Genomic DNA, 26630 nt, shown 5'->3' with positions numbered 1-26630 from the left:
GACGAGGAGCCGCCGGGATCGCCCGGCGCCGAGGGGGTACTCATGGCCGACATCACACGACGTCTTGGCTGGCGCCATCTGCGCGGGGCGCCCACCGCCCATGTCCGGCACCACCGGTCGGGACGCCTGATGCACGACGGTCCCGGACTCAGCTTCTGGTACCGCTCACTGACCGCGGCCCTCTCCGAGGTTCCGGTCGACGACCGCGAGCTGGCGATGACCTTCCATGCCCGTACGTCCGACTTCCAGGACGTCGCGGTGCAGGCGACCGTCACCTACCGCATCAGCGACCCCGCGCTCGCGGCCTCCCGCCTGGACTTCTCCATCGACCCCGACACGGGCTCCTGGCGCGGCACCCCGCTGGAGCAGCTCGGATCGCTGCTGACCGAGACGGCCCAGCAGCACGCGCTCGACGTCCTGGCCCGTACGTCACTGGCGTCCGCCCTGGTCGACGCGGCGGTACGGGAGCGGATCGCGGGCGGCCTCGACGCCGAACCCCGGCTGCCCGCGACCGGCATCGAGGTCGTCGCGGCGCGGGTCGTCGCGCTGCGCCCGGAGCCCGAGGTGGAGCGGGCGCTCCGCACCCCCGCCCGCGAGCAGATCCAGCAGGACGCGGACAAGGCGACGTACGAACGCCGGGCGGTCGCCGTCGAGCGAGAGCGCGCCATCGCCGAGAACGAACTCGCCAGTCAGATCGAACTCGCCCGGCGCGAGGAGCAGTTGGTCGACCAGCGCGGTACGAACGCGCGCCGCGAGGCCGAGGAGCTCGCGGCGGCGGACGCGGTGCGCGCCGGCGCGGAGGCGGCCCGCACGGTCCGGCTGGCCGAGGCGGAGGCCACGCGGTCGCTGCGGCTCGCGGAGGCGGAGGCCACCCGTAAGGTGCGGCTCGCCGGGGCCGAGGCGCAGGCGGAGCGCGAGGTCGGTGCGGCGCGGGCCGAGGCGCAGGCCGCGTGGCTGCGGGTCCACGGCGACGTCGATGTCGCCACGCTGCACGCGCTGACCGGGACCCGGCTCGCGGAGAACCTGCCGCGGATCGAGAACCTCACTGTCTCGCCCGACGTCCTGACCGGACTGCTCGCCAAGCTGGGCAACGGCGGGGAACCGGCGTGAGCCTCGCGCCCCGGGTCGTCCTCGTCCATCGGACCACCGAGTACGAGGAGTTGGTGGCCCGGCACGGCACGCACGGGCAGGCGGCGTTCTTCCTGTCCTCGCGCGGCCGGGACATCGCGGAGGTGGCCGAGCGGCACCGGCGGGCCCGCGCGGCCCTCGCCGAGGTGGTGGCGACCGTTCCACTGACCTGGCGTCAGGCACGGGTGGAACGGGCCGACTTGGACCGCTTCCTGTTCGCGCCGGAGGACGTCGTGGTCGTCGTCGGACAGGACGGGCTGGTCGCGAACGTCGCCAAGTACCTCGCGGGCCAGCCGGTGGTGGGGATCGACGCCGACCCCGGGCGCAATCCCGGTGTGCTGGTGCGGCACCGGCCCGGGGACGCGGGTGCGCTGCTCGCCTCGGCGCACGGAGGCTCCGCCGACGAGCTGACCATGGTCGAGGCGGTCGCGGACGACACCCAGCGGCTGGTCGCCCTCAACGAGATCTACCTGGGAGCCGCGGGTCATCAGACGGCCCGCTATCGGCTGGGGCTCGACGAGTACGGGGGTGCCGTCGAGCCCCAGGCGTCCTCCGGGGTGCTGGTGGGGACCGGGACGGGGGCCAGCGGCTGGCTCCGCTCGGTGTGGCAGGAGCGGGGCGGGGGGCTGCCGCTGCCGGGGCCCACGGACGAACGCCTGCTCTGGTTCGTCCGCGAGGCCTGGCCCTCGCCGGCCACGGGCACGTCGCTCGTGGCCGGCGAGCTCACCGCGTCCGGCCGGCTGTCCCTCACCGTGGAGTCGGACCGGCTCATCGTGTTCGGGGACGGGATGGAGGGGGACGCTGTGGAGTTGATGTGGGGGCAGACCGTGCGGGTGGGGGTGGCTGGGGTTCGGCTCCGGCTGGTGGGCTGAGGGGCCTGGCGGCCCCCAGCCCCAGCCGTCGCCGGCCCCCGCCGGGCCCCGTGGCCCCGGACCGGGCGTCGCCGGTCCCGGCCGGGGTCCCGCTGGCCCGACCGGGGTCCCGCTGAGCCGACCGGGGTCCCGCTGGCCCGGGCGGGACCGTCGCCGCCCCCTGCCGGGGGTTGTTCGGCTGCGGGGCCGGTGGGGGCTGATCGCGCAGTTCCCCGCACCCCTTACGGGGCGTCCCGGCTGGGCCCGGGCCACACGGCGCCCCCGCCTGGGCACAACCCAAGGGTCTCCCCTTCACCGCGGCCCGGTGGGGGCTGATCGCGCCGTTCCCCGCGCCCCTTACGGGGCGTCCCGGCTCGGCCCGGGCCACACGGCGCCCAAGGGTTTCCCCTTCACCCCGGCCCGGTGGGGGTCGGGCGCGGCGTTTGCCGTGCCCCTTGTGGGGGCTTCCCCGCTACAGGCGGGGGTCGACCGGTTCGGATTCCAGGGAGAGGGTTCCGAACACCGCCTCGTGGACGCGCCACAGGGGCTCGCCCTCGGCGAGGCGGTCCAGGGCTTCGAGGCCCAGGGCGTACTCGCGGATGGCGAGGGACCGCTTGTGGTTGAGGAAGCGGCCGCGGAGCCGGGTGAGGTTCTCCGGGCGGGTGTACTCCGGGCCGTAGATGATCCGCAGGTACTCGCGCCCCCGGCACTTGATGCCGGGCTGCACGAGTCGCCCGTGACCGCCGCGCACCACCGCGCCGACCGGCTTCACGACCATGCCCTCGCCGCCGCGGCCGGTCATCTCCAGCCACCAGTCGACACCGGCCCGCACCGACTCCGGGTCACCGGTGTCGACGAAGAGCCGCCGGGTGGTGTGCAGCAGCCCGGTCCCGTCGTGCTCCACGAGCCGGTCGATCAGGGCGAGTTGCTCGTCGTGCGGCAGCGCGGCGAGGCTCCGGCCCTGGACGGCCAGGATCTGGAACGGTGCGAGGCGGGCACCGTCGAGGCCGTCCGTCGTCCAGCAGTAGCGGCGATAGGCCTCCGTGAACGCCCCGGCGTCCGCGGCCCGTTCACGCTGACGCGTCAGCAGGTCCGCCACATCGACTCCGCGCGCCGCCGCCCCTTCGAGCGCAGCCAGCACTCCCGGGAACACCGCCCCGGACGCGGCGCCGACAGCGGCGTACTGACTGCGCAGCAGCCCGGACGCCTTCAGCGACCACGGCATCAACTCGGCGTCGAGCAGCACCCAGTCGGTGTCGAGCTCCTCCCAGAGTCCCGCGGCGGTCATGGCCTCCCGCAGCCGCTGGAGGATCTCCTCGGTGACAGTGGCGTCGTCGAAGAAGGGGCGGCCGGTACGCGTGTACAGCGACCCCGTGGGACCGTCGACGCCGAACCGCTCGCGCGCCGCGCCCGCGTCCCGGCAGACCAGGGCGACCGCCCGCGATCCCATGTGCTTCTCCTCGCACACGACCCGCTCGACCCCGTCCTCCCGGTACTGGGCGAAGGCCTCGGCGGGGTGCTCCAGATAGCCCTCGACGTGCGAGGTCGCGGTCGGTGCCATGGTCGGCGGGAGGTACGGGAGCAGCCGGGGGTCCACCGCGAAGCGGCTCATGACCTCCAGGGCCGCCGCCGCGTTCTCCTCGCGGACGGCCACCCGGCCGGCGTGCCGGGTCTCGACGACCCGGCGGCCGTGCACGTCCGCCAGGTCCAGCGGACGGCCCTCGTGACCGCCCGGCGCCTCGGTGGCCAGCGGCTTGGTCGGCTCGTACCAGACCCGCTCGGCGGGTACGTCGACGAGCTCGCGCTCCGGCCAGCGCAGGGCGCTGAGCTTGCCGCCGAACACGGCACCGGTGTCCAGGCAGATGGTGTTGTTGAGCCAGGTGGCCGTGGGCACCGGGGTGTGCCCGTACACCACCGCCGCGCGGCCCCGGTAGTCCTCCGCCCACGGGTAGCGCACGGGCAGCCCGAACTCGTCGGTCTCGCCCGTCGTGTCGCCGTACAGCGCGTGCGAGCGCACCCGGCCCGAGGTGCGGCCGTGGTACTTCTCGGGCAGGCCGGCGTGGCAGACGACGAGCCGCCCGCCGTCGAGGACGTAGTGGCTGACCAGTCCGTCGACGAACTCCCGTACCGTGGCCCGGAATTCGTCGCTCTCCCGGTCCAACTGCTCGATGGTCTCGGCGAGTCCGTGGCTGTGCTGGACGTTGCGGCCCTTGAGGTAGCGGCCGAGCTTGTTCTCGTGGTTGCCGGGCACGCACAGGGCGTTGCCCGAGCCGACCATCGACATCACCCGGCGCAGCACGCCGGGCGAGTCCGGGCCGCGGTCGACGAGGTCGCCGACGAAGACGGCCGTGCGGCCCTCGGGGTGCACGCCGTCGACGTAGCCGAGCTTGCCGAGCAGGGTCTCGAGCTCCGAGGCGCAGCCGTGGATGTCGCCGACGATGTCGAACGGGCCGGTGAGGTGGGTCAGGTCGTTGAACCGCTTCTCGGTCACCACCGACGCGTTCTCGATGTCCTCCACACCGCGCAGGACGTGCACCTTGCGGAACCCCTCGCGCTCCAAGCGGCGCAGCGAGCGCCGCAGTTCGCGGGTGTGGCGCTGGATGACGCGGCGCGGCATGTCGGCGCGGTCGGTGCGCGCCGCGTTGCGTTCGGCGCAGACCTCCTCGGGCACGTCGAGCACGACGGCGATGGGCAGCACGTCGTACTTCCTGGCGAGTTCGATCAGCCCGCGGCGGCTCTCCTCCTGGACGTTGGTCGCGTCGACGACGGTCCGGCGGCCGGCCGCGAGCCGCTTGCCCGCGATGTAGTGCAGCACGTCGAAGGCGTCGCCGCTGGCGCTCTGGTCGTTCTCGTCGTCGGCGACCAGGCCCCGGCAGAAGTCGCTGGAGATGATCTCCGTCGGCTTGAAGTGCCGGTGGGCGAAGGTCGACTTGCCGGAACCCGACGCGCCGATCAGCACCACGAGGGAGAGGTCGGTGACGGGCAGTATGCGCCCCTTGTAGGTCTCGTCGCTCATGCCGCCTTCTCCTCCTTCGCGGTCGTGTCTGCTGTGGCCAGGGTGAAGACGGCCATCTGGGTCGGTGGGCCGACCTCGGGGTCGTCGAGGCCGACCGGGGTGAACTCCACGTCGTAGCCGTGTCGTCCGGCCACCTCGCGGGCCCACGTACGGAACTCCTCGCGGGTCCACTCGAAGCGGTGGTCGCCGTGCCGGGAGTGCCCGGCGGGCAAGGTCTCCCAGCGCACGTTGTACTCGACGTTCGGGGTGGTCACGAGGACGGTCCGCGGGCGGGCGGAGCCGAACACCGCGTACTCCAGGGCGGGCAGCCGGGGCAGGTCGAGGTGCTCGATGACCTCGCTGAGCACGGCGGCGTCGTACCCCTTGAGCCGGCGGTCGGTATAGGCGAGCGAGCCCTGGACGAGCTGGACGCGCGCGGCCTGCCGCTCGCCCATGCGGTCCAGCTTGAGCCGGCGCGAGGCGATGGTGAGCGCCCGCATCGACACGTCGACACCGACGATCTCGGTGAACCGGGTGTCCTTGAGCAGCGCCTGCACCAACTGGCCCTGTCCGCAGCCGAGGTCGAGGACGCGGCTCGCGCCGGACGCGTGCAGCGCGGCGAGGATCGCCTCCCGGCGCAGCACGGCGAGCGGCACCGGCTTCTCCTCGGTGTCGGTCTCCTCGTCGACGGCGTTGTCGATCTCCTCGACCTCGGTGTCGTCGGCCTCGGCGAGCCGGACGAGTTCGAGCCGCTCCATGGCCTCCCGGGTCAGCGACCAACGCCGGGAGAGATAGCGGCTGGTGATCAGCTTGTGCTCGGGGTGGCCCGGCAGCCAGCCCTCGCCGGCTCGCAGCAGCTTGTCGACCTCGTCGGGCGCCACCCAGTAGTGCTTGGCGTCGTCGAGCACCGGAAGCAGGACGTAGAGGTGGCGCAGGGCCTCGGCGAGCGTCAGGCCCTCCGCCGCCAGTTCCAGGCGTACGTAACGGGAGTCGCCCCACTCGGGGAACCGCTCGTCCAGCGGCACGGCGTCGGCCGCCACCGTCCAGCCCAGCGGCTCGAAGAGACCGCGGACGAGGTCGGCGCCGCCGCGCGCGGGCAGCGCGGGCACCTCGACGCGCAGCGGCCTGGTCTCGGCGGGCAGCTCGGGTCGGGCGGTGCACTGGCCCTTCATCGCGCTCGAGAAGACGGCGCTCAGCGCCACGGCGAGCAGCGAGGAGGCGGCGTACGGGCGGTCGTTGACGTACTGTGCGAGGGCCGCGTCGGGGGCGCCGCCGCGGCCCTTGCCCTTGCCCCGCCGGACCAGCGCCACCGCGTCGACTTCGAGCAGCAGCGCGGCCGTGCACCGCTCGGCGGTCGCCTCGGGGTACAGCACGTGCGCAGTGCCGTACGACGTCGAGAACGTCTGCGCTTTGTCGGGATGCTTGTGCAGCAGATAGCCGAGATCGGTCGCGGGGCGCTCTGGGGTGCCGGTGGTACTGATCGTCAGGAACACAGTGGGTCTGCCTCGAAACGTCTTCTGAGCTGCGGAGCCCACCGGGTTGCCCGGCCGGCGCACAGGGATGCGCACTGGCCGGACGCCGATGAGCCACAGCGTGGGCGAGCGTGCCTCGGCCGTCGCCGCTCCCGGCTCCGCCCCGGCCTTCGCAGCCGTGGCCACGCCGCGCCGCGGTCGACCGCAGGGGCGACGCCTGTCCGCGGCGCGCCCTCACAACGTACAGCGAACACCCCAGGTGGGCCCTGGGTTTTTCGCCGTCCGCGGAGGGCGGGCGGCCGGGTCAGCCGGTGGGTTCCGGCCCCCGGTGCGGGGCATCGCCGTCCGTGGTCAGGCCCGCGCTGTCGAGCAGGCCGGCGGCGGTCGCGACGGCGAGGCCGTCGAGGCCCTGGCCCTCCATGACGGCCCGGACGCTCGAACCGTCGAAGGCGACGGTCAGCTGGCGGGCGAGCAGCGTGGGGTCCCCGGCTCCGCCGTGCTCCGCCTCCTCCCGGAAGAACGCGGTGAGCGCGTCCTTGCAGCGGCGGGCCACGAGGCTCGCGGGGTGATCCGGCGCCTTCAGCTCCGCGGTCACGGCCACGAAGGGGCAGCCGTAGAAGTCGGGGCCGGCGGCGAGCTCCTCAAGTCGCTCGAAGACGTGCAGGACGCGTGCACGCGGCGGCCGGTCATCGTCCGCGGAGGGCAGCAGGAACGCCTGGTAGGCGGGTGCGCCGCGTTCCAGGCTCGCCGCGAGCACCGCGTCCTTGCTGTCGAAGAGCTGGTACATCGAGCGCTTGGACACCCCGGCCACCCGGCACAGCGCCTCGACGCCGACGCCGACGCCCTCGCGGTAGAAGAGCTCGGCCGCGGCGTCGAGCAGTCGGTCGCGGGTCGGGGAGCCGGCGGTCGCGGTCGATATCGCCTGTGTCATGAGCCCAGCCTACGGTCTCCGCTTGCATCATGGAAACCGATCGGTTTACAGTGCGGACAGCAAAGGAAACCGATCGGTTTCCAGGCGGTCCTCAAGAGGAGAAGCTCATGACCAGCATCGAAGGTTCGGTGGCGCTCGTGACGGGCGGCAGCCGCGGCATCGGCAAGGCCTTCGTGGACGCCCTCTACGAGCGGGGCGCCAAGAAGGTCTACGCGACGGCCCGCGACCCGCGGACCGTCTCCCACCCCGACGCGGTGCCGCTGGCGATGGAGGTCACCGACCCGGCATCGGTCGCGGCGGCCGCCGCACAGGCCCAGGACGTCACGCTGCTGATCAACAACGCGGGCGCGACGGCCTCCACGTCGTTCCTCGACTCCCCCGTCGAGGACATACGGCGCGAGTTCGACGTCAACTTCTTCGGGCCGCTGCTCACCACCCGGGCGTTCGTCCCGACCCTGGAGCGCAACGGCGACGGGCACATCCTGACCGTCCACTCGGTGCTGTCGTGGGTCACGGTGCCCGGGACGGACGGGTACAGCGCCGCCAAGGCCGCCCTGTGGTCCCAGAGCAACGCCCTGCGACTGGAGCTCCAGCCGCGCGGCATCAAGGTCACCGGGCTGCACGTCGGCTACGTCGACACCGAGCTGACCGCGGGCCTCGACGTCTCCAAGGTCTCCGCGCAGAGCGTCGCCGAGCAGGCCCTCGACGGCATCGAGACGGACGCCCACGAAGTCCTCGCCGACGCGATCACCCGCCAGGTCAAGGCCGGTCTCTCGGGCGAGCTGAGCGCCCTGTACCCGCAGCTCGCCGGGTAGCGGCAGCCCGCCGCGGGTCGCGTCGGCGGAGCCGCTTCCCGATCGGGAAAGGCGTGACAGCGGTTCGTCACGGGGCGTGTGTTGTGACCGCTGCATGATGGATACATGGATCTTCGAGTGTTCACAGAACCGCAGCAAGGCGCGACCTACGAGACGCTGCTCCGCGTCGCCAAGGCCGCCGAAGACCTCCATTACGGAGCCTTCTTCCGCTCTGATCACTATGTGCACATGGGGTCCGTCGACGGACTCCCCGGTCCCACCGACGCCTGGATCACCCTGGCCGGCCTCGCCCGCGAGACGAGCCGTATCCGCCTGGGCACCCTGATGACTGCCGGAACCTTTCGCCTCCCCGGCGTCCTCGCCATTCAGGTCGCGCAGGTCGACCAGATGTCGGGCGGCCGTGTGGAACTCGGCCTGGGGGCCGGATGGTACGAGGCCGAGCACACGGCGTACGGCATTCCGTTCCCGAAAGAGAAGTTCGGCCGGCTGGAGGAGCAACTCGCCGTCGTCACCGGACTGTGGGGCACGCCGGTCGGCGAGCGGTTCACATTCGACGGAACGTTTTACCAGCTCAAGGACTCACCCGCGCTGCCCAAGCCGACGCAGGCGAAGGTGCCGGTCCTGATCGGCGGCCACGGGGCCAGGCGGACCCCGGCGCTCGCGGCGCGCTACGCCGACGAGTTCAATATCCCTTTTGCCGGAGTCGCGGACACGGAGCAGCAGTTCGGCCGGGTGCGGGCGGCTCTGCGGCAGACCGGGCGCGAGACGGACGAACTCGTCTACTCCAATGCCCTGGTGGCCTGCGTCGGCCGGACCGACAGCGAGGTGAAGCGCCGGGCGGACGCCATCGGGCGCGATGTCGACGAGCTGAAGGCGAACGGGCTCGCGGGCTCTCCCGCGGAGGTCGTCGAGCGGATCGCCCAGTATCAGGCGGTCGGTTCGCAGCGGATGTACCTCCAGATGCTCGACCTCGACGACCTGGACCAACTGGAGCTGATCGCCTCCGAGGTGGCACCGCAGCTCGGCTGAACAGCCGGGCGCCGGGGACAGGTTCCGGCCGGCTCGCTCACCGGGGCCGAGCCCGGTCGGACGGTGGTGACGCCGCAGGTTCGACAGCAGGGCCCGCTCTCCTATCCCGCAGCCGAATCCCGCTCCACCACACCCTTCTCGTCCCGCACCGCGAGTCGTCTCAGCATCTCCAGGACGCGGTCCCGGGACTCGTCCGCCGCGTCGATCGCCTCCATGCACTGCCAGTACGTCCCCTCGTCGTCCGCCGCACAGGCGATGCCGACCAGGGCGATGCCGACCTCGCCCAGGAGGCCGCCGAGGCAGAGCAGCGCCTCGCGCGCGTCGCCCAACTCGGTGAGCTGGGCGGCGCGTAAGGCACCGACTCCGAGGGCGTGGTTGCCGAGCACTCCGCAGCCGCGGCCCGCCAGTTCGGTCAGACCGAGGGCCTCACCACGCAGTTCAGGGGGTCCGGACACGGCGAGGCGACTGCCGATCGCCTGTGCGAGGGAATGCGCCTGCCACGCTTCCGCCATCACCTCCGGGGTGTCGCCGCTCTCCGCCAGGGCACGTCTGTTCGCCACGATGAGCCGCACCGCTTCCATGCGCTGCCCCCGTCTGTCCGACGCGCTCTCGCACGTCCGCCCGAACTCCCTTGTTCACTACCCAGAGTGAAGTCCCTTGAGACGAAAAGCCAGAGGAAGCCCGAAATCTGTGGACACGGAATCGCATCGGAAACAGGCGATAGCTACGGAGAGTGGCAGATTCCTCTTCTCGTGCCTCGTGACGGTCGCCCCGCGAGAGGGTTCTCGGCTACCGGGGGGCCCGTCGGGGTGCTCCGGTGCCGGCGAGCCGCGTCGGGGGTGCTCCGGCGCGGGGAAGCCACGTCAGGGACTCTCCGGGGCCGGCAAGCCACGTCAGGGACTCTCCGGGGCGGGGAACCTCCGCTCGTTCCGGTCGATCTTCGCGGCGAGGGCCGCGAGCGGGTCGATGCCCAGCACCTCGCAGAACTGGAGCAGATACGCGAGGACGTCCGCGACCTCGTCGGTGACACGGTGCGCCGTGTCCGTGTCGTCCATGACGCGGGCCGACTCCTCCGGTGTCAACCACTGGAAGATCTCCACGAGTTCGGACGCCTCCACGCTCAGCGCGGCGACCAGGTTCTTGGGGGTGTGGTACGGCTGCCAGTTCCGCGCGGCCGCGAAGTCGGCCAGTCTGCGCTGCAGCGTCTCTACGTCCAGTTCACTCACGGCGTCAGGTCTACCACCGTGGCCCCGGCCGCCCCGGCCTCGTGAGCCCCGTCGCTCACCGTGCCCACCAGCCGGATGTGCCCCCGCTCGCACATCCGCGCCGCCAGCCGCACCAGTTCCCCGGTCTGCCGGGCGTCCAGCCCTCGGTCGAGGCCGTCGGCAAGGACCGTCAGCGACTGGAACGCGGCCGGGACCTCTCCCGCCGGATCGACCTCCAGGACGCCCGGCCCGGTGAGCAGGACCAGGGCCAGCGCCAGATACCTCAACTCGCCGTCCCCGAGCAGCTCCAGCGGCGTACGGACGCCGTCGCCGCGGTCGAGGAGCGCGCGGACGGTGCCGCCACCGAGCACTTCGGCCAGCACGTCGGTGACCGGGCCCGCGCAGCCGGCACGGGCCGCGGTGACCAGGTGGGCGTGGCGGTGGCCGCACTCCGACCGCGTGCGCCACAGCACTTCGGCGAGGTTGCCGCAGTCCCGCAGGAGCCGCCCGGAGCCGAGCGGGGCGGGGGTCCGCATGGAGTCCGGGCTCGGGTCGCAGACGTAGACGGAGCGCAGCGCGAGCACCATCTGCTCGGCGGCGGCGAGGACTTGGCGCTCGCCGGCGGTGCGGCCCGCGACGCGCAGGGGCAGCAGCGCGGTGCCGAGGAGGTCGTCGGGGAGCGGTACCCGGGTCACGGCGGTGGAGCCCCCGGTGTGCCAGGCCGCCTGGACGGACGGGCGGCCCGGGTCGCGCAGTGCCGTCTCCAGCAGGGTCCGCCCGCCCGCCGACAACCGCTCGCCCACGATGCGCAGTTCGGGTTCCGCCTGGACGGCGACATCGAGGCGGACCGGGCCTTCGGGGCCGTCCACCGTGCAGCCGATACGGAAGCCGCGGCGGCGCTGGGCGTCGGGCCGGGATCGCTCGGGCACGCAGGTGACCGGGTCCGGGAACACCTCCCGAATCCCCGCACCGGCACCGAGCCGCGCCAGCGCCTCGTAGGCCCGCAGGGCCGCCGTCTTGCCGCTGCCGCTGGGGCCGGTGACGAGGGTGAGCGGTCCGAGCGGGACCCGGACGCGGCGGTGGGTGGCGAAGGCGGCGAGCCGCAGCTCGGTGACGCCCGGACGGCCGGGTCGCACCTCCGCCGCCGTGGGAGCTTCCGGCGAGGACAGGGTCATATGCGGACGGTAGGCCTCCACCACGCGGCGAACCGTTACACCCGGGCGACCTTCCTACGATCGGGGGACGGGACCGTCCGATCCCGCGGCCGTGGACGCCGCCGGACGGCCTGCACGGCACCCTCTCGTCGCGGAGGCGCGGGGGCGCGGGGGCGCGGGGGTCAGAGTCCGGGAACGCCCACTCCCTCCATCAGCCCACGCACCTCGGTCCCCGGCGGCGTCAGCAGGAACACGTTCCGGTCCACCCGGTGCATGCCGCTCGCGAGGCCGAAGACCACGCCCGTACTGAAGTCCAGGACCCGCTTGGCGACCTCGGTCTCCGCGCCGGTCAGGTCGAGGAGGACGGGGATGCCGGACATCAGCGTCTCGGCGACGTCGCGGGCGTCCGCGAACACATTGACCCGCAGGACCACGAAGCGGCGCCGCGTCTCGGTCTCGGCCTCGGGTATCGACCGGTGGCGGACCGCCGAGGGCCAGGCGTCCCGGCCGCGCAACGGAACGACCTGGGCGAGCCCTTCCCACTGTTCATCGGTGACGTCGTGGCCGTTCATCGATCCACCCCGTCCTGGCTCGCAATCGTTGTCTGCACCGGGCAATTCTTACGCATGGTCACCCGTTCGGCCCAACAGCGACACGGTCCGCGACACGGACGGGAAGACGACGCGTGCGGCAAGCTACGCGTAACCGTCCATATCCATCACGCCGCACAGCAAATCGAGGCCTCCCCATGAGCCTGAGCATCCGCAATCAGCTCCCCGGCACCGTCACATCCGTCACCCCGGGTGAGGTGATGGCGACCGTGAAGGTCCGGCTCGACGCCGGACAGGAGATCACCGCGGCCGTCACCCTGGAGGCCGTACACGAGCTCGCCCTGTCGTCCGGCTCCACCGTACGAGCCCTGATCAAGTCGACGGAGGTGTCCCTGGCGACCGCTCCGGTCGACGGGGTGAGCATCCGCAACCAGCTGCCGGGCACCGTCACCGAGGTCGCCTCCGGCGGCGCCATGGCCCGCGTCAAGATGCGCATCGCGGGCGGCGAGCTGACCTCCGCGATCACCAAGGACGCAGTCAAGGAACTCGGCCTCTCGGCGGGCAGCCCGGTCGTGGCGCTCATCAAGTCCACCGAGGTGGCGCTGTCCAACGCCTGACGCGCCGGACGGGCGGCGGACGTGCTCTTACTCGCCTCACACCCGACTCTTCACGTCCCGTCGCACGCCGCTCACCGGCGGGAATTAGCGTCCTGGGCCGTGTACTCGGCAGAAATCGAGCCGTCGCCCACCCGTCGGCGGACCGCTTCCAAGGCCACGCCCGACGGGCCGGCCGCGCGGTGGAACCCGGACGGACCGGCCGCGCGGTGGAACCCGGACGGCACGCCCGAGCAGTGGCACCGCGTTCTCACCCTGCTCGCCGACATCGGCCTCTTCATCGGTACGCGCCCGGTGTGGACGCAGGCGGCGAGCCACCGGCTCGTCGTCGCCACCGTCGTCTCGCTCTGCTACGCCTCGATCCTGGGGACGGGCGTCCTGGCCCTGGTGGTGCGCCGGGGCCGCTCGCTGGCGCGGCTCGACCTGTGCGTCCTCGTGACCGCGGTGACCCTCGTCGTGTGCGGGCTGGCCATGAACCACCACGGCAGTGACGAGTCGGTCCTCACCACCCGGGCCGCCCACGAGTTCCTCGCCGGTCATCAGGTCTACGGCCGGCCGTGGCCCCTGCTCTTCGGCCACGGCGTCGCCCTCACCCCGACGATGAACGGCGGTTACGACTACACGTACGGCTATCCGCCGCTCGCGCCGATGCTCACCGCGCCGCTGCTGTGGATCGGACACGGTTCGGCCGCCGCGACGATGGTCGCCACCGGCGCCCTGATCGCGGGCACGGTCGTCATGTGGCGGATGCTGCCGGTGCCGTGGCGTTCCGCCGCGACGCTGGTCTGTCTCGGCTTCGGTCTGCTGCCGACGTACGCGCGGCTCGGCTATCCGGCGATCCTCGCCTGCGCCCTGCTCGTCCCGGTGGTCATGGGCCGGCCTCGGACGGGCGGCGGCGGCCGGGGCGACGTGGTCCGGGCGGTCTGCCTGGGCGCGGCCTGCGCGGCGCAGCAACTCCCTTGGTTCCTTGCGCCGTTCCTGCTGGCCGGGGTCTACGCGCTGCGCCGCGGGGAGTCGGGCGGACGGGCGGCGGCGGTCGCCGTGGGGCGGATCCTCGCCGTGGCGGCCACGACGTGGCTGCTGATCAACGCGTACTTCGTCGTCAGCGAGCCGCGCGCCTGGCTCTCCGGGATCGCGCTGCCCCTCACCCAGGACGCGGACATCCACGGACAGGGTCTGGTCGGCATCTCGCTGTACCTCACCGACGGCAGCGACCGACTCGCCTGGTACGCGCACGCGAGCCTGCTCCTGCTGGCCGGGCTGCTGGCGCTGTTCGTGCTGTTCGTACGGCGGTTGGGGCCGGCGGCGACCGTGCTGCCCTGGTGCGCCTTCTATGTGGCGACCCGTTCTCAGGACGGCTACTACCTGATGATGACGCCGTTGTGGGTGGCCGCCGCGATCACCGCTCCCTGGCAGTCGTTCACCACCGCGTGGCAGCCTCGCCCCGCCTTCCTGCGCGGTCCGCGCGGCCGTGGGGCCCGGGTGGCCGCGGTCGCGCTGCTGCTGGCCCCGACGGCGGTGGCGGTGAGCGTGGCGGCCACCGGGTCGCCACCGCTGCGCATGCGGGTCGTCGACGCGCGCCGCGCCGCTCACGCGGTGACCGGACTGACGGTCGGCGTCACCAACCTCGGTGCCACGGCCCTTAGTCCGCACTTCACCCTGACCACGGGCCAGGGCATGAGCCGCTATTGGTCGGTGGCGTCCGGTCCGGCCACGCTGGCCGGCCATGCCTTCGCCCGGTTCGAACTCCGGCCCCCCGACGGGCGGTTCCTCCTTCCGTGGTCCGGCGTGCGCATGCGTCTGCGAGCCGTCTCGGCGTCACCGATGACGCTGTCGAGCACGGACGTCCACTTGGCGGTAGCCCGTCCCTGAGCACTCCGGCCCGCGTTTCCCTTCCCGTCCGCCCGGCTGCCCCTTACCGTCCAACCGACTGCCCCTTCCCGTCCGACGGACTGCCCCTTACCGTTCGCCCTGGAGGGATTCCCCGCTGACTCCTCGAACAGCTCGGTTCGCTCGGGCTGTTGGGCGGTGGGACTCTACGCCGAGCTGGTGAGGTCATGAAGGTCATCATCGCCACATCCCTGGGACTGTGATGTCGAAGACGTCGGACTTCTCGCATCGAGCGGACTTCTCGCATCGGAAGGGGGTCGCGTTCGTCGCGGGCGGCACCGGGGGTATCGGCGCGGCGATCGTACGGATGCTCGCCGCGCGGGGCAGCGACGTGGCGTTCACGTATCGCTCCAGCCGGGCAGCCGCCGACTCGCTCGCCGGGGAGGTCGCGGAGGAGTTGACGGACCAGGACGACCGCCATGTCATGGCCCTTCGCCTGGACTTGACCGACGAGCGGGCCGTCGCCGCCGCCGTCTCCGAGGCCGCCGCGGCACTCGGCGGCCTGCACACCCTCGTGTACGCGGCGGGCCCGCATGTGCCGATGATGCATCTGAGCAAGGTCACACCGAGCCGGTACCGGGCCCAACTCGACGCGGACGCCGGGGCGTTCTTCAATCTGGTGCACCCCGCGCTGCCCCTGCTGCGGGAGAGCCGGGGCAGTGTCGTCGCGGTCACCACCGTGGCCACCCGCCGGTTCCCCGTCCGCGACGGGCTCTCCTCGGGCACCAAGGGGGCGGTCGAGGCGGTCGCCCGCGCCCTGGCCGCAGAAGAGGGGCGCTACGGCGTCCGCGTCAACTGCGTCGGTCCCGGCATGCTGACCGACGGCATCGCCGCCCGTCTGATCAGCTCCGGCGAACTCGACGACGCCGCCCTGGAGATCACCCGCCGCAACATCCCGCTGCGCCGCTTCGGCACCGCGACGGACATCGCCGAGGCCGTCGCGTTCCTGGCCTCGGACCGCGCGGGCTTCATCACCGGGCAGGCGCTGGGGGTTGACGGGGGGTACAGCGTCTAGGACTCCCCCGACCGACCTGCCGTATCGGCCGGGTTCGCCGTGCCACCGTACCGTCCGGGCCTGTCCGCACCACCCCGCCCGAGGAGTTCACCGGACCGCCGGAGCCGACCCGATCTCGACGACGCGCGCCCAGGCGGGGGGTGTGTCCGGCACGTAGTCGGGATCGTCCTCGTCCCATGAGTCGTCCGACTCCTGGCGGGAGAAGAGACCCACGACCGTCCGGCACGGCGGTCGCGATTCCGGCCACGGGGTCTGCCCGTCGGTCAGGACCACGACGACGTCGGGGCGCGGCCGTGCCCGCAGCGCGGCGGCGAATCCCGAGCGCAGGTCCGTACCACCGCCGCCCATCAGCGGAATGCCCTCGGCACGGCACAGCGGGTGCGCCACCCGGGCCGCCGCGTCGCACGACACCACGGTGATCAGGTCGCGACGGCCGCCCACGGCACGGGAGATGGCGGAGACCTCCAGGAGCGCGCTGCCCAGTTCCGCGTCGCTGACCGACCCGGAGGTGTCGATGACCACCGTGACCCGCGGCGGTCGGCGGCGCAGGCTGGGCAGGACGACTCCGGGCACGCCGGCCGCGCGCCGCGACGGCCGGCCGTAGGTGTAGTCCTCGCCCACGCCTGTCCCCGAGGCCGCGGAACGGACCGCGGCCCCCAGCAACTCCCGCCAGGGCTGCGGCTGATGGAAGGCCTCCTCCGCCCACCTCTGCCATCCCCGCGGACTCTTGCCGGGGCGGGCCTTGATGCCCTGCGCGACCCGGAACCGGACCGCGTCGCGTTCCTGCGCGCTGAGGCCGTGCGCGCCGTCCGGCCCGAGGTCCCATTCCCGCTCGCGTCCGTCGGCCCCACTGCCGCAGTCCAGCCACGCCAGGCTCTGTGTGCGCGGCCCGAGCCGGAACTGGCGGAGATAGTCCTCCATGAGCTCCCCGCTGGGCAGGTGCAGGAGTTCCGGTGTGACGGCGCCCTCGGGCCGGACGAGCCCTTCGCCGAACGCGTCGTCGTTGATCTCGCAGTCCGCGGCGATGTTCATCCGCAGCCGTTCGCCCGGGCCCGTGAGTCCGCGCTCGCGGGCGACCCGCTCGCTGCGGCCGTGGTGGTCGCGCAGCAGGTGCGACACCTCGTGCACCCAGACGCCGGCCAGGTCCTCGACAGGCGTCCGGTCCACGAACCCCGGCGAGACGTAGCACCGCCAGTGCCGGTCGACGGCCATCGTGGGCACCCACCGCGACTCGACGCTGTGCAGTGCGAACAGCGCCGTCGCCAGGTAGGGCCGGACCCGCGCGGCGTGCAGGCGGGCGGCGAAGAGCTTTTCGAGGTCCAGGGCCCCCGGCGCTTCCGCCGTCATCGGCCCGCCTTCGTGGCGACAGCGGCGCGGGCCGCCGCGTCGTCCGCCCGCCGGGACAGGGTCACCGCTCCGGCCAGCCGCTCGATGGACGCCGGGACGTCCCAGTCCTCCTGGCGCAGCGTCGCGAGGGTGGTCGCGGGAACGACCACCAGGTCCGGGGCTCCGGTGTCCAGCGCCCGGACCAGCAGCGCCCAGGCCGCGTCCCAGCGTGCCTTCTCGGGACGCTTGCGGACTGCGGCCACCACGCCGTCGAGGACGGCCTGGCGCAGATCCCCCCGCTCGGGCAGGTCGGCGCCCGCCGGGTCGGCGAGCAGTGTCTCGGGGTCGGGCAGGTCCATCCGGTCCAGGCTCGCCAGCAGTTCCAGTCCCGGACCGTCCCCCACCGCGCCTCTGACCAGCAGGGAGAGCACCTCACGGGAGGAGCCGGCGGCGGTCGCGAAGGCGATCAGGTTCAGGGTCATCTCCCAGCTCCGGGGTGAGGGCCAGGCACCGCCCCGGCGGGTCTCGCTGCTGGGCAGCCGGTGGACGAGTCCGGGGCGGGCGGCGAGGAGTCCGCACACCGCGCGGCGGGCGAAGTCGACGGCCTCCGGCAGTTTCCGCGGGTCGAGCCGCGGCAGGGTCGCCCGCGGCCAGGTGCCGCCGAGGCCGCGCACGACGACCTCGTGATCGTGGACCCACTGAAGATGGACGAACCGGTTGGCGAGCGGCGGGCTCAGTTCCCAGCCGTCGGCCGCGGAGGAACGCGGGTTCGCGGCGGCCACGATCCGTACCCCGGGCGGCAGTTGGAGGGTGCCGATCCGCCTTTCGAGGACCAGACGCAGCAGGGCGGCCTGAACTGCCGGGGGTGCGGTGGACAGTTCGTCCAGGAACAGCAGCCCCCGGCCGGCGCGTACGAGCCGCACCGCCCAGTCCGGAGGGGCCATGGGAACGCCCTGTTCGGCGGGATCGTCACCGAGGATGGGCAACCCCGAGAAGTCGGACGGCTCGTGGACGCTGGCGATCACCGTGGTCAGCGGCAGATCCAGGGTCTCGGCGAGCTGGGTCAGAGCCGCGGTCTTCCCGATGCCCGGCTCACCCCACAGAAGTACGGGCAGGTCGGCGGCGACGGCGAGGGTCAGGGCCTCCAGTTGACTGTCCGGACGCGGTTCGGTGCCGGTGTCGCGGAGAAGGGTCAACAGCGCGTCGGCGATGCCTAGTTGGGTGGCGTGGGCCGGGTCGACGAGGGCCTCGCTCTCGGTCTTCCCGGCCTCGGTCTCGGTCTCGGTCTCGGTCTCGGTCTCGGTCTCGGCAAGCTGGGTGCATGTGGGCATGTTTGATCACCTTTGGGTTCGTGGGTGGGCCGCGTGGGCGCAGGGGTACGGGACCGCCGGGGCGGTCACCTGTCTGTCAGTGAGCGGTCAGCGGCCGGTCGTATGACGCGGGCGGGAGCGGTGGTTCCGGGGGCGGTCGAGCCCGGGAAGGATGCGGCCTGGTGCGGGACCGGCCAGGCCTGCCCTGAACAGTCCGTACGTGAGGCGTCGCAGAGCGGCCGCCTGGAGTTCGTCCTGCAGGGCGCCGCTGCGCAGCACCGCGTCGGGGCCGAGCAGCCCTTCGACGACGGCCAGCGCACCGGCGGTGTCGCCGTGGTGCAGGCGTTCCCGGACGCCGGAGAGGCAGTGCGGTTGCCGGTGCGCCTCGTCGATGGCCCGCAGGCAGGGAAGCGGCGTACCGGTCAATGCGACCAGTAGCTCCTCCCGGCGGATCTCGGCCGGGTCGTGATCCAGTGGTGCCAGGACGCCGTCGACCAGGCCGATCCGGTGCCGGGCTCCCCGGCACTCCACGAGGCGCGGCTCTCCCGCCGGGTCCGCGGTCCCGGTGGCCACCGCTGGGGTGTGTTCCGGTACCAGCGCCGAGGCGACCAGTGGATGCAGCCGTCCGGTCTCGATCGCGCCGGCGCGGATCAGGGCCAGGTCGGGCAGCACCCAGGTCGCGGCGTCGGGCAGGACCGGCAGCCCGCAGACGCCGCCTTCGGCGGGTGCCGGGGCGATCCGCAGGGTGGGCGGCCCGACGCCTGCCGGGTCGGCCACCATGTCCAGGAGCAGCCGTTGCCGGGACCCGAGCCGCACGGTGACGGTGCCGATGCCGGTCGTCCGTACCTCGTCATGGAGCAGAATCGCCGCCTCGGCCGCCCACCGGTCGACGGCGCAGCCCAGGCCCTGAGGCACCGGCCCCAGGGAATCCGGGTGCACCGAACGGGCGTCGCCCGGCGGCCGGTCGGCGCCGGAGCGGACGCGCAGCTCATCGGTCCTGCGCGCGTCCCACAAGTGGCGGTGCAGGTCGAGGCGGTGCCGACGGCTGGGACGGGGGTGCGGATGGCGGCGGGCGCAGGCGTCGAAGGCGGACCCGCGTCCGCCGTCGTCCGGGCCGTTGGAGCCGTCCCACAGAGCGAGGCTGATCCGCTGGCCACCGTCCGCCCAGGCCGGCGGGGTGCGGACCACGAGGTGCACCGGGTGTACGCCGTCCCGCCCGGCACGGTCGTACCGAGCCAGCGTGATGGTGAGGCCGGCGCGCAGCAGCCCGTCGGGAGCGACCCTTGGCATGTGCCAGCGCAGCAGGTCGGGAGCCAAATGGCGTAGATCGGCACGCACTTGGGCCGCGACATCACGACCGTGCGTGCGGGCCAGAGAACGCAGATCGAGGTCGATGTCGATGCCTGCGGCGGTGCAGGCCCCCGCCCAGTCCCCGGAACGGCGGCGGGCGGTCGCAGTCTCGATCATGGTGGGCGGCACGGCGAAGTCACGCACGCGCGGCCAGAAGGAGAGAAGGGAATCCTCGTACGCGGTTGTAGTGAGCATCAGCACTCACCTTGCGCGGACGGGTCCCCCATTCTGTTTTCAGCGGGAGTCATCATCGCGGGGAGCATAACCCGAGGTTGGCGATCTGTCAGGTGCCTCCCGGTCGCGCATCGATCCGGCGTCCGCCGACGAACGTGGCATTCGACGCCCGCGACCGCGCCCAACTCGTGGTCATCGCGTACCGGTCGGGCCGGGTGAGGCCGACGCCCCCGCCGTCGCGCCGACCCCGGTCAGCCGGGGGGCCGAGGGGGTGACTGCAACAGCGGGGGCAGCAGCGGGGGCAACAGCGGGGCAGCAGTGGGCCGCGGTAACTAGTCCGTCAGGCCGGACTCTTGGCGGTAGGTCCGGCCTCCGGTCCGTCGATCGAGCCGGTCAGGTGCGGGGTGCCGTCGTCGTCGAGGAACTCGACCACGGCCAGGGCCAGCAGGGCCAGTACGGCGATCCAGATGGTGACGGCGGCCGTGGGGTAGTTCCAGACCAGCAGGATGACGGCGGCGACCACGACCACGGTCCAGTTCAGCCACTTCTTGACCCGGTGCACCCACGCTCCGACCGCTCCCAGGTCGAACCCCGTCGCCGTGCGCACGGCGCCGATGCCGCCGGTCCAGGCGGCCAGGACTCGCGAGGCCGCCCGCCCGCTGCCGGTCAGCCAGGCCGCGAGTGCCACGATGATCCCGAGGGTGATCACCATGCGTACCGTCGTCCGCAGGTACCGCACCAGGGTGTCGAAGACCGACTCGGCGGCAGGCTGGGAGACGTCCGACGGCAGACCGTCGAGATAGATCTCCCGGAAGATCCAGAGCGCGATACCGAGGACGGCGGCCCCGACTGCCACGGCCAGCGCCGCCGTGACGAGGGCACGGCGCCTGCGTACGGCGAGCAGCACACCGCCGGCCGCCAGCAGGAGGGTCAGCACCGGCAGCCAGAACCCGACGATCTCGAGCAGCCGGTAGAGCTTCTTGGCCTTGCCGATGGACTTGGAGGTCATCACCGTGAAGTTGGTGTGCACCTCGGGGATCTTCGCGGCGACAGCGAGTCCCCTGTCGACGAGCGACTGCTTGACCTGGTCGATGACGGGGGCGAGGTCGATGACCACGGCGTCATTGGTGAGCTTCACCGCTCCGCCGCCCTTTCCGGTCAACGCCTTGTCGACGGCGGCGTGGGCCTTCCTGTTCAGGTCGACCCACAGGGTGGCGAACGCGTCGCTGCTGACGAACTTCAGCGCCACGCTGTGCACGAAGTCGGTGAGGCCGCTGGTGATCGGACCGCTCAGCGGCCCCAGGGCCTTGGTCAGCCGGGGCCGGTCGGCGGGGGCCACCGACTCGAGCAGTGTCTGGACATCGACGTGTTGCATCACCGCTTTGGTCACCCGGTTCGCGACGGCGTCCTGGACGTCCGGGTCGGAGGCGAGCGGCTTCATGGTGGCCACGTACCGATCGGTGTCCCCGACCAGATCGCTCGTCCAGGCCGACACGGCGCTCAGCGGGGTGAGCAAGGCCGCGAGGAGGATCAGCACGACCGCGAAGAACGAGCGGACGCGGTGATGCTCGACCTTGGGCCGCTCCTGCTCCAGTTCGGCGACCCGTGCCCGCAGCTCGGCGATCTCCTGTGCGTCGCCGCCACCGCTCACCGCGCCGCCGTTCACGACGTCTCCGGAGCACTGATCGTGCCCGCGCTGCCGCAGGCCGGAGGGACCGCGGGCCCGCGGTACCGCTGACCGGCCCGGGTCCGGTCGATCACGTCATCCATGGCGCGTCTCGTTCCGTTCGGTGCAGTGCGTGGGGTTCGACGACATACGACAGCCCTCTTCTCGGCGGCGCTCGCTCGGCGACGGAATGGGAGGGGTGCGTCAGCGCGGCTGCCGGGCATCGGGCCGGTACGAGGCGAGCGCCCAGATCACGAAGACGTCGATGGCGATCATGATGACCGACCAGATCGGCGCGTACGGCAGGAACATGAACTGGAACAGCATGCTCAGCGAGGCCAGCACGATGCCGGTGACACGGGCCCACCCGAGGTCCTTGAGGATTCCCCAGCCGACGACGGCAGTGACCGCGCCGATGATCAGCAGGATCCAGCCCCAGCCGGTGAGGTTGATGCGGTAGACGTAGTCGTTCACGCGCGCGTACACATCGTCCTTGGCTATCGCGGAGATGCCCTGGAGGATGTTGAGGGCGCCGTTCACCAGCATGAGGACGCCCGCGAAGGTGACACCACCGGACGTCCAGCCACTGTTGCCCGCGGGCGGCGGCCCGAGACCTCCGGCGGCGGGCGCGGCTCCGGACCACTGGTCTCCCCACAGCGGCATGTCACCACCGCTCGGCTGGGCTCCCGTGCCACCGCCGGGCGGGGGGCTCGGAGGCTTCGATGAGTCCTGGCTCATGCTCGACCACCTCGATGTGCTGTCGGCCGCTGGCCGTCCCGGTGCGGAAAGCATCGGGGAGTTCGAGCGTCCGCCCACCGCCCCCTCTCCCGCCACGGGAGCTCGGCCGATCGAGTGGCGGTCGACTGCCGCCCGGCCGATCGGCCACACGGGTCGGCAGCCGGGTCCCCGAGCCTGCCCACGCCTCGAGCCCCGGACAGGCGAAGGCCCGCGGACACACGCCCGCGGGCCTGATGGGCAACATGCCCGGGTCTCACGCCGTCGGCCGAGCCGGCACCGCGGCTCAGTGGCCCCCGGTCGACGCCACCGCATCACCGGTCGCCGGAACCGGCTCCGCCGCGGTGACCGACTCCGCCGCGGTCACGGACTTCTGGTCGGACACGAGCTCCAGCGCCCGACCCAGTGTCGTGAGCCGCTCGTCGAGGGTCTCGCCCGCGGGGTAGAGGCGAACCGTGTCGACGCCGGCCGCGCGCCAGACGCGGAGCCGTTCGCGGACCATGTCCTCGGTGCCGATCAGGGTGGTGCCGAGGACCATCTCGTCGGTCACGAGTCCCGCGGCGCCGTCCCGGTCGCCGGCCTGCCAGCGCTCATGGATCTCGGCGGCGATCTCCGCCCAGCCCTGCCTGCTGTACGCGGCGTTGTAGAAGTTGGTGGTGGCGGAGCCCATCCCGCCCAGACTGAAGGCGAGTTCCTTCTTCCGGCCCGCGACCATGGCGCGCAGCGCGTCCTCGTCCTCGGCGAAGGCCACTTCGGCACCTTGACAGACGTCGAGGTCGGCGCGGCTTCGGCCCGCCGCCGCGAGACCCGCGTCCAGGTGGTCGAAGTACGCCTCCTTGGCACCCTCGGGCACGAAACTGGTACCCAGCCAGCCGTCCGCGACCTCCCCCGTCAGCCGCAGCATCTTCGGCGAGAGCGTGGCGAGGTAGACGGGCAGGTCGTGCTCGGCGCGCATGGACATCCGCATGGGCCGTGCCTCGCCGCCCGGCAGCGGAATCGTGAACTCCCTTCCCTCGTACGAGAGTTTCTCCCCCGCGACCGCCTCGCGGACGATCTCCACGGTCTCCCGCATCCGGGACAACGGGCGCGCGAACGGCACGCCGTGCAGTCCCTCGATCACCTGGGGGCCGGACGGACCGAGGCCGAGGAGAAAGCGGCCGCCGGAGATGTTGGAGAGCGTGATCGCGGCCCGGGCGATGGCCGCCGGGGTGCGGGTCCCGAGCTGGATGATCCCGGAGCCGAGCAGCATCCGCTCGGTCCGCGCCGCCAAGTAGCCCAGCGGCGAGGGGGCTTCGGAGCCCCAGGCCTCCGCCACCCAGCAGATGTCCATCCCCAGCTTCTCGGCCTCGACCACGAAGTCGACGGTCTCCCGCCAGTCGCCCGCCGACGCCTCGATCGTCGTGGAGGTACGCATCACGCACCCGCCCCTTCCGCGCTCTCGGCCAGCTTCCTGATCGCCGCGACGGTGTCCGTCATGCTCCGCTCGAACTCCCTCAGCCGTACGAACACGATCTTCTGCTCCTTCTCCGGCATCCGGTCGATCGCGAAGGAGAGCCCCGAACGGCCGGGCCCCATCCGCATCCACTGCGTCAGTTCGGTGCCGCCGCCCGCCTCCTCCAGGCCGAACCGCCAGACGGCGCTGGGGAGTTCGGGGTCCGCCACCGCCCAGGCGAACGCCCGGCACGGCTCGCACTCCACCACGTACGAGGTGGTCTCCCACTCCCCCAGCGACTCGTGCCTGCTGCGGCCCACGAACCGGGCACCGACCGCCGGCCGTGTCGCGCCGTCGAGCCACTCGACCGACTGGAGCTCCGCGCTCAGCTCCGGCATCAGCTGGATGTCGGAGACCAGCTCCCACACCCGCCGGGGTGGAGCGTCGACCCGTACCCGCACATCGACCGTCGGCTGGTCCGCGTACCGCGCGCCCGTCCACTCCATGAGTCGCCGGCCTTCCTCTCGTCTGCCAGGGAACGCACCCGTCATAGGGCTCTGACCTTGAGAGTTGCGTAGATAGACTGACCTGTCAAGGAAAACGCTCCCGGCACACAGGCCGGGAGCGAAAGCCGAAGCGAAAGCCGAAGCGAAAGCCGAAGCGAAAGCCGAAGCGGAAGCGGAAGCGGCAGCGGGATCCGCAGCCGAACCCGAAGCGGATGCGGAAGCCGCAGTCGCGCCCGCGCTCAGGCGGTGAAGCGCTTCCGGATGTCCGGGCGCTCGGCAAGGTGGGGCGGGTAGCCGGGGCCGAGCCGTGGATGGGTGTCCTCGGCGGTCATCGGCTCGCCGCAGTCGGCGCACACCACCGCGGCGTCGCTCTCGCGCCCGCAGCGGTCGTGTTGGAAGACGACCGGCGGCCCCTGCTCACCGCTGAGCCAGCGGTTGCCCCAGCTGTTCATGGCGGCCAGGACCCCGAAGAAGTCACGGCCCATCTCCGTGAGCACGTAGTCGTACCGCACCGGGTCCGTCTGATAGGCCCGCTTCTCCATGAGCCCCTCGTCGACCAGCCGACGGAGCCGGTCGGTCAGCGTGTTGCGCGCGATGCCCAGCTCCTGCTGGAACGCGTCGAACCGCTTGATCCCGTAGAACGCCTCCCGCAGCACCAGCGGCGTCCACCAGTCGCCGAGCAGATCCATCGTGCGCGCGATGGAACAGGGCCAGTTCGCAAAAGAAGTCCGCCTCACCCGCCCAGCATACGAGGGTCTCAGAAAAGGACCCAGCAGCTCGCGGCACGGCGGGCCGCCACGAGAAGCCCAGTGCCACCACCGCGCACCGCACCACGCACCACCGCACCACGGCAGCGCCGTTCGACTACTCCACCCGTCACACCAGACGCTTGATCTCCCCGAGCACCCGGTAGAAGCCGCCCGACGAGGAATGCAGCGCGTCCACCACATAGCGGGTGCCGGGCTGGCGTATCGCTCGCGGGAACTGGACGTTCCAGCTCGGCTCATAGCCGTCGGAAACCACATGGACCCGCACGCGACCTCCTTCCTGGATGCACTCGACGACCACACCGCTCCCCGCCGCCGGAACGGCGCTGACCGTGGCGACGGAGGCGGCCGCGGTCAACGGGGCGTACGTCGGCAGGGCAGCCGCCAGCTTCACGTCCGCGGCGACGGGGACTCTTCCTGACTGGGCGGCGTTGATCGCGGCCTCGGTCGCGTCGATGCACGCCAGCGAGCCGTCCGTGGAGACGATGTACAGCCGCTCGTCGTGGTACTGCATCGAGAGCGCCGAGCCGCCACCGGTGCCGAGCTTCCACAACCGGGTGCCGTCGGCCGTGAAGCAGTAGACGGAGGAAGAGGAGTCGCCCGCGAAGACATACCGGCCGCCGGGGGACGTGGCGCACGAGTACACGGCGGCGTCGCACTGATAGGTGGCTTCGATCCGCCCGGTGGACTTGTCGAGCCGCTGGACCACCCGCCGCCCCGTCCCCGCGTAGACCGCGTCCGCCTCCTGCCATCCGAAGAGCACATTGCCACTGGTGGCGGTGTGCCAGAGCTGGCCGGTGCCGTCCGCCGCGTACGCCGTCACTCCCCGACTGTGCCCGTGGTAGCCGGCATCGTCGTCGGCCCGGACCATCCAGGCGTTGTCCCCGGACGAGTTGCGCGACCACTGGAGTTCGTCCTCGTGGTCGATGACCGTCAGTCCGCCGTTGCGGTCGGAGACGTTCAGCACGCCCGCGTGGATGTCCAGCCAGAAGATGTCCACGTCGGCCGCTATCTCGTAGGCCGCGAACGGCACCTTCGAGGAGAGGTCGTACACGCGGCCGTCGTCACAGCCCGCGTAGATCCAGAAGTCGTCCGCCACCAGGCACTTCACACCGTCGGGCAGCGAGTAGTGGGCCAGCACCTCGCCGGAGTGGCTCAGGTTGTAGACGTTGCCGTGCTGGTTGCCGACCCAGCAGCGGTCCTCGTCCACATGGATGCCGAACGCCGAGGCTCCGGTACGGAACCGCCACAGCACCGGGGCCGTCGCCCGCGCCGTGGACGGAGCCGATGTCACCTGACGGCGCGTCACAGGGCGTGCCGCGCGCTGCCCTTGGACGGCGGGCGCGTACCCCTTGCGCACCTTCTCGGCTATCTTCTTCGCTGCCGCTGCCTTCGCCTTCTCGGCGGTCGCGAAGGTGGAGATCTGGCGCTGCCCGTCCACACCGATGCGCCCGTACCGTACGGCGACGGTCAGCTCCTCGACGGTCACCTCGTAGAACTTGTGCGCACCGCCGCTCTCCTGAGACAGCTCCAGATACGTCGTGATCCCCGCCTGTCGTGCCTGCGCAGCGGACACAGCACACCCCTCCCCAAAGGCCCGGGTCAGCCGACACGGCCGATCTCCAGTGATTCCAAAGTAGCGGTCACCACTGACAACGAGCCGGGGTCGGAGAACTGCCCCGTAGGTACCGCGAGGACTCCCGCCGTGCCCCCC

General features: G+C 72.2%; 23 protein-coding genes. 7 read left to right on the top strand and 16 right to left on the bottom strand.

The window, feature by feature from the left end; genetic code table 11:
- The first annotated feature begins 42 nt into the window (after positions 1–42).
- Positions 43–1110: an SPFH domain-containing protein gene (locus ABZX90_RS00845; RefSeq protein ID WP_355200604.1), complete on the top strand. Its 1068-nt coding sequence runs from the start codon at positions 43–45 to the stop codon at positions 1108–1110.
- Positions 1107–2000 carry a hypothetical protein gene (locus tag ABZX90_RS00840; RefSeq protein WP_351121369.1) on the top strand — a complete coding sequence of 298 codons (894 nt, stop codon included), beginning with the start codon at positions 1107–1109 and terminating at the stop codon, positions 1998–2000. Before ABZX90_RS00845 ends, ABZX90_RS00840 begins: the two co-directional genes overlap by 4 nt.
- 451 nt (positions 2001–2451) lie before the next feature.
- Here the strand turns inward: ABZX90_RS00840 and ABZX90_RS00835 are convergent, their stop codons facing one another.
- The 3 genes from ABZX90_RS00835 to ABZX90_RS00825 form a co-directional block, all read right to left on the bottom strand.
- Positions 2452–4995, bottom strand: coding sequence for a polynucleotide kinase-phosphatase (locus ABZX90_RS00835; protein ID WP_355200602.1), 2544 nt, complete (start codon positions 4993–4995; stop codon positions 2452–2454).
- Positions 4992–6467, bottom strand: a complete 1476-nt coding sequence (locus ABZX90_RS00830) for a 3' terminal RNA ribose 2'-O-methyltransferase Hen1 (protein ID WP_355200600.1) — start codon at positions 6465–6467, stop codon at positions 4992–4994. The genes ABZX90_RS00835 and ABZX90_RS00830 overlap by 4 nt, the downstream gene beginning before the upstream one ends.
- Before the next feature lie 283 nt (positions 6468–6750).
- Complete coding sequence (locus ABZX90_RS00825; protein WP_355200598.1) at positions 6751–7377, bottom strand: TetR/AcrR family transcriptional regulator; 627 nt, start codon at positions 7375–7377, stop codon at positions 6751–6753.
- A gap of 107 nt (positions 7378–7484) precedes the next feature.
- On the opposite strand from ABZX90_RS00825, the gene ABZX90_RS00820 reads away from it, so the two are divergent.
- Both ABZX90_RS00820 and ABZX90_RS00815 read left to right on the top strand, forming a co-directional pair.
- Positions 7485–8192 (top strand): SDR family oxidoreductase, encoded by a 708-nt coding sequence (locus ABZX90_RS00820; protein WP_351121375.1) that lies wholly within the window; start codon positions 7485–7487, stop codon positions 8190–8192.
- Between the two features lie 105 nt (positions 8193–8297).
- The gene (locus ABZX90_RS00815) at positions 8298–9221 is read left to right on the top strand and encodes an LLM class F420-dependent oxidoreductase (RefSeq protein WP_351121377.1); all 924 of its coding nucleotides are present in this window, start codon (positions 8298–8300) and stop codon (positions 9219–9221) included.
- Positions 9222–9322: 101 nt separating this feature from the next.
- On the opposite strand, the gene ABZX90_RS00810 is transcribed toward ABZX90_RS00815, so the two are convergent.
- The 4 genes from ABZX90_RS00810 to ABZX90_RS00795 form a co-directional block, all read right to left on the bottom strand.
- Complete coding sequence (locus tag ABZX90_RS00810; RefSeq protein WP_351121378.1) at positions 9323–9802, bottom strand: DUF6099 family protein; 480 nt, start codon at positions 9800–9802, stop codon at positions 9323–9325.
- Between the two features lie 312 nt (positions 9803–10114).
- Positions 10115–10447, bottom strand: a complete 333-nt coding sequence (locus ABZX90_RS00805) for a nucleotide pyrophosphohydrolase (protein WP_351121380.1) — start codon at positions 10445–10447, stop codon at positions 10115–10117.
- Positions 10444–11601 (bottom strand): ATP-binding protein, encoded by a 1158-nt coding sequence (locus ABZX90_RS00800; protein ID WP_351121382.1) that lies wholly within the window; start codon positions 11599–11601, stop codon positions 10444–10446. The genes ABZX90_RS00805 and ABZX90_RS00800 overlap by 4 nt, the downstream gene beginning before the upstream one ends.
- A gap of 161 nt (positions 11602–11762) precedes the next feature.
- Positions 11763–12152 carry a cell division protein SepF gene (locus ABZX90_RS00795; RefSeq protein ID WP_103548191.1) on the bottom strand — a complete coding sequence of 130 codons (390 nt, stop codon included), beginning with the start codon at positions 12150–12152 and terminating at the stop codon, positions 11763–11765.
- Between the two features lie 176 nt (positions 12153–12328).
- Here ABZX90_RS00795 and ABZX90_RS00790 point away from each other — a divergent pair, with 176 nt between their 5' ends.
- The 3 genes from ABZX90_RS00790 to ABZX90_RS00780 all read left to right on the top strand — a co-directional run bounded on the left by ABZX90_RS00790 (position 12329) and on the right by ABZX90_RS00780 (position 15650).
- Positions 12329–12748: a TOBE domain-containing protein gene (locus ABZX90_RS00790; protein ID WP_351121384.1), complete on the top strand. Its 420-nt coding sequence runs from the start codon at positions 12329–12331 to the stop codon at positions 12746–12748.
- Between the two features lie 252 nt (positions 12749–13000).
- Positions 13001–14617: a hypothetical protein gene (locus ABZX90_RS00785; RefSeq protein WP_355200862.1), complete on the top strand. Its 1617-nt coding sequence runs from the start codon at positions 13001–13003 to the stop codon at positions 14615–14617.
- Between the two features lie 220 nt (positions 14618–14837).
- Positions 14838–15650, top strand: coding sequence for an SDR family oxidoreductase (locus ABZX90_RS00780; protein ID WP_351121386.1), 813 nt, complete (start codon positions 14838–14840; stop codon positions 15648–15650).
- Between the two features lie 87 nt (positions 15651–15737).
- On the opposite strand, the gene ABZX90_RS00775 is transcribed toward ABZX90_RS00780, so the two are convergent.
- The 9 genes from ABZX90_RS00775 to ABZX90_RS00735 all read right to left on the bottom strand — a co-directional run bounded on the left by ABZX90_RS00775 (position 15738) and on the right by ABZX90_RS00735 (position 26492).
- Positions 15738–16997, bottom strand: a complete 1260-nt coding sequence (locus tag ABZX90_RS00775) for a VWA-like domain-containing protein (protein ID WP_355200595.1) — start codon at positions 16995–16997, stop codon at positions 15738–15740.
- Positions 16994–18307 carry a MoxR family ATPase gene (locus ABZX90_RS00770; protein WP_355200593.1) on the bottom strand — a complete coding sequence of 438 codons (1314 nt, stop codon included), beginning with the start codon at positions 18305–18307 and terminating at the stop codon, positions 16994–16996. The genes ABZX90_RS00775 and ABZX90_RS00770 overlap by 4 nt, the downstream gene beginning before the upstream one ends.
- A gap of 87 nt (positions 18308–18394) precedes the next feature.
- Entirely contained in the window at positions 18395–19831 is a 1437-nt protein-coding gene (locus tag ABZX90_RS00765) for a hypothetical protein (protein ID WP_355200591.1), read from the bottom strand.
- 319 nt (positions 19832–20150) lie between these two features.
- Complete coding sequence (locus tag ABZX90_RS00760; RefSeq protein ID WP_355200589.1) at positions 20151–21476, bottom strand: hypothetical protein; 1326 nt, start codon at positions 21474–21476, stop codon at positions 20151–20153.
- 204 nt (positions 21477–21680) lie between these two features.
- Positions 21681–22214, bottom strand: a complete 534-nt coding sequence (locus ABZX90_RS00755) for a hypothetical protein (protein WP_351121394.1) — start codon at positions 22212–22214, stop codon at positions 21681–21683.
- 283 nt (positions 22215–22497) lie between these two features.
- The gene (locus ABZX90_RS00750; RefSeq protein WP_355200588.1) at positions 22498–23625 is read right to left on the bottom strand and encodes an LLM class flavin-dependent oxidoreductase; all 1128 of its coding nucleotides are present in this window, start codon (positions 23623–23625) and stop codon (positions 22498–22500) included.
- Positions 23625–24149 (bottom strand): SRPBCC family protein, encoded by a 525-nt coding sequence (locus ABZX90_RS00745; protein WP_351121398.1) that lies wholly within the window; start codon positions 24147–24149, stop codon positions 23625–23627. The genes ABZX90_RS00750 and ABZX90_RS00745 overlap by 1 nt, the downstream gene beginning before the upstream one ends.
- A gap of 239 nt (positions 24150–24388) precedes the next feature.
- On the bottom strand, positions 24389–24886 hold the full coding sequence (locus ABZX90_RS00740) for a helix-turn-helix domain-containing protein (protein ID WP_355200586.1): 498 nt from the start codon (positions 24884–24886) through the stop codon (positions 24389–24391).
- A 139-nt stretch (positions 24887–25025) separates the two neighbouring features.
- Positions 25026–26492, bottom strand: a complete 1467-nt coding sequence (locus tag ABZX90_RS00735; RefSeq protein ID WP_355200584.1) for a WGR domain-containing protein — start codon at positions 26490–26492, stop codon at positions 25026–25028.
- Between the last annotated feature and the right edge of the window lie 138 nt (positions 26493–26630).

Origin of the sequence: Streptomyces sp. NPDC002935, assembly GCF_040611295.1 — a bacterium.
Taxonomy (GTDB): Bacteria; Actinomycetota; Actinomycetes; order Streptomycetales; family Streptomycetaceae; genus Streptomyces.
The sequence above is the reverse complement of the archived record's forward strand: the minus strand, read 5'-3'. Positions and strand labels throughout refer to the sequence as shown.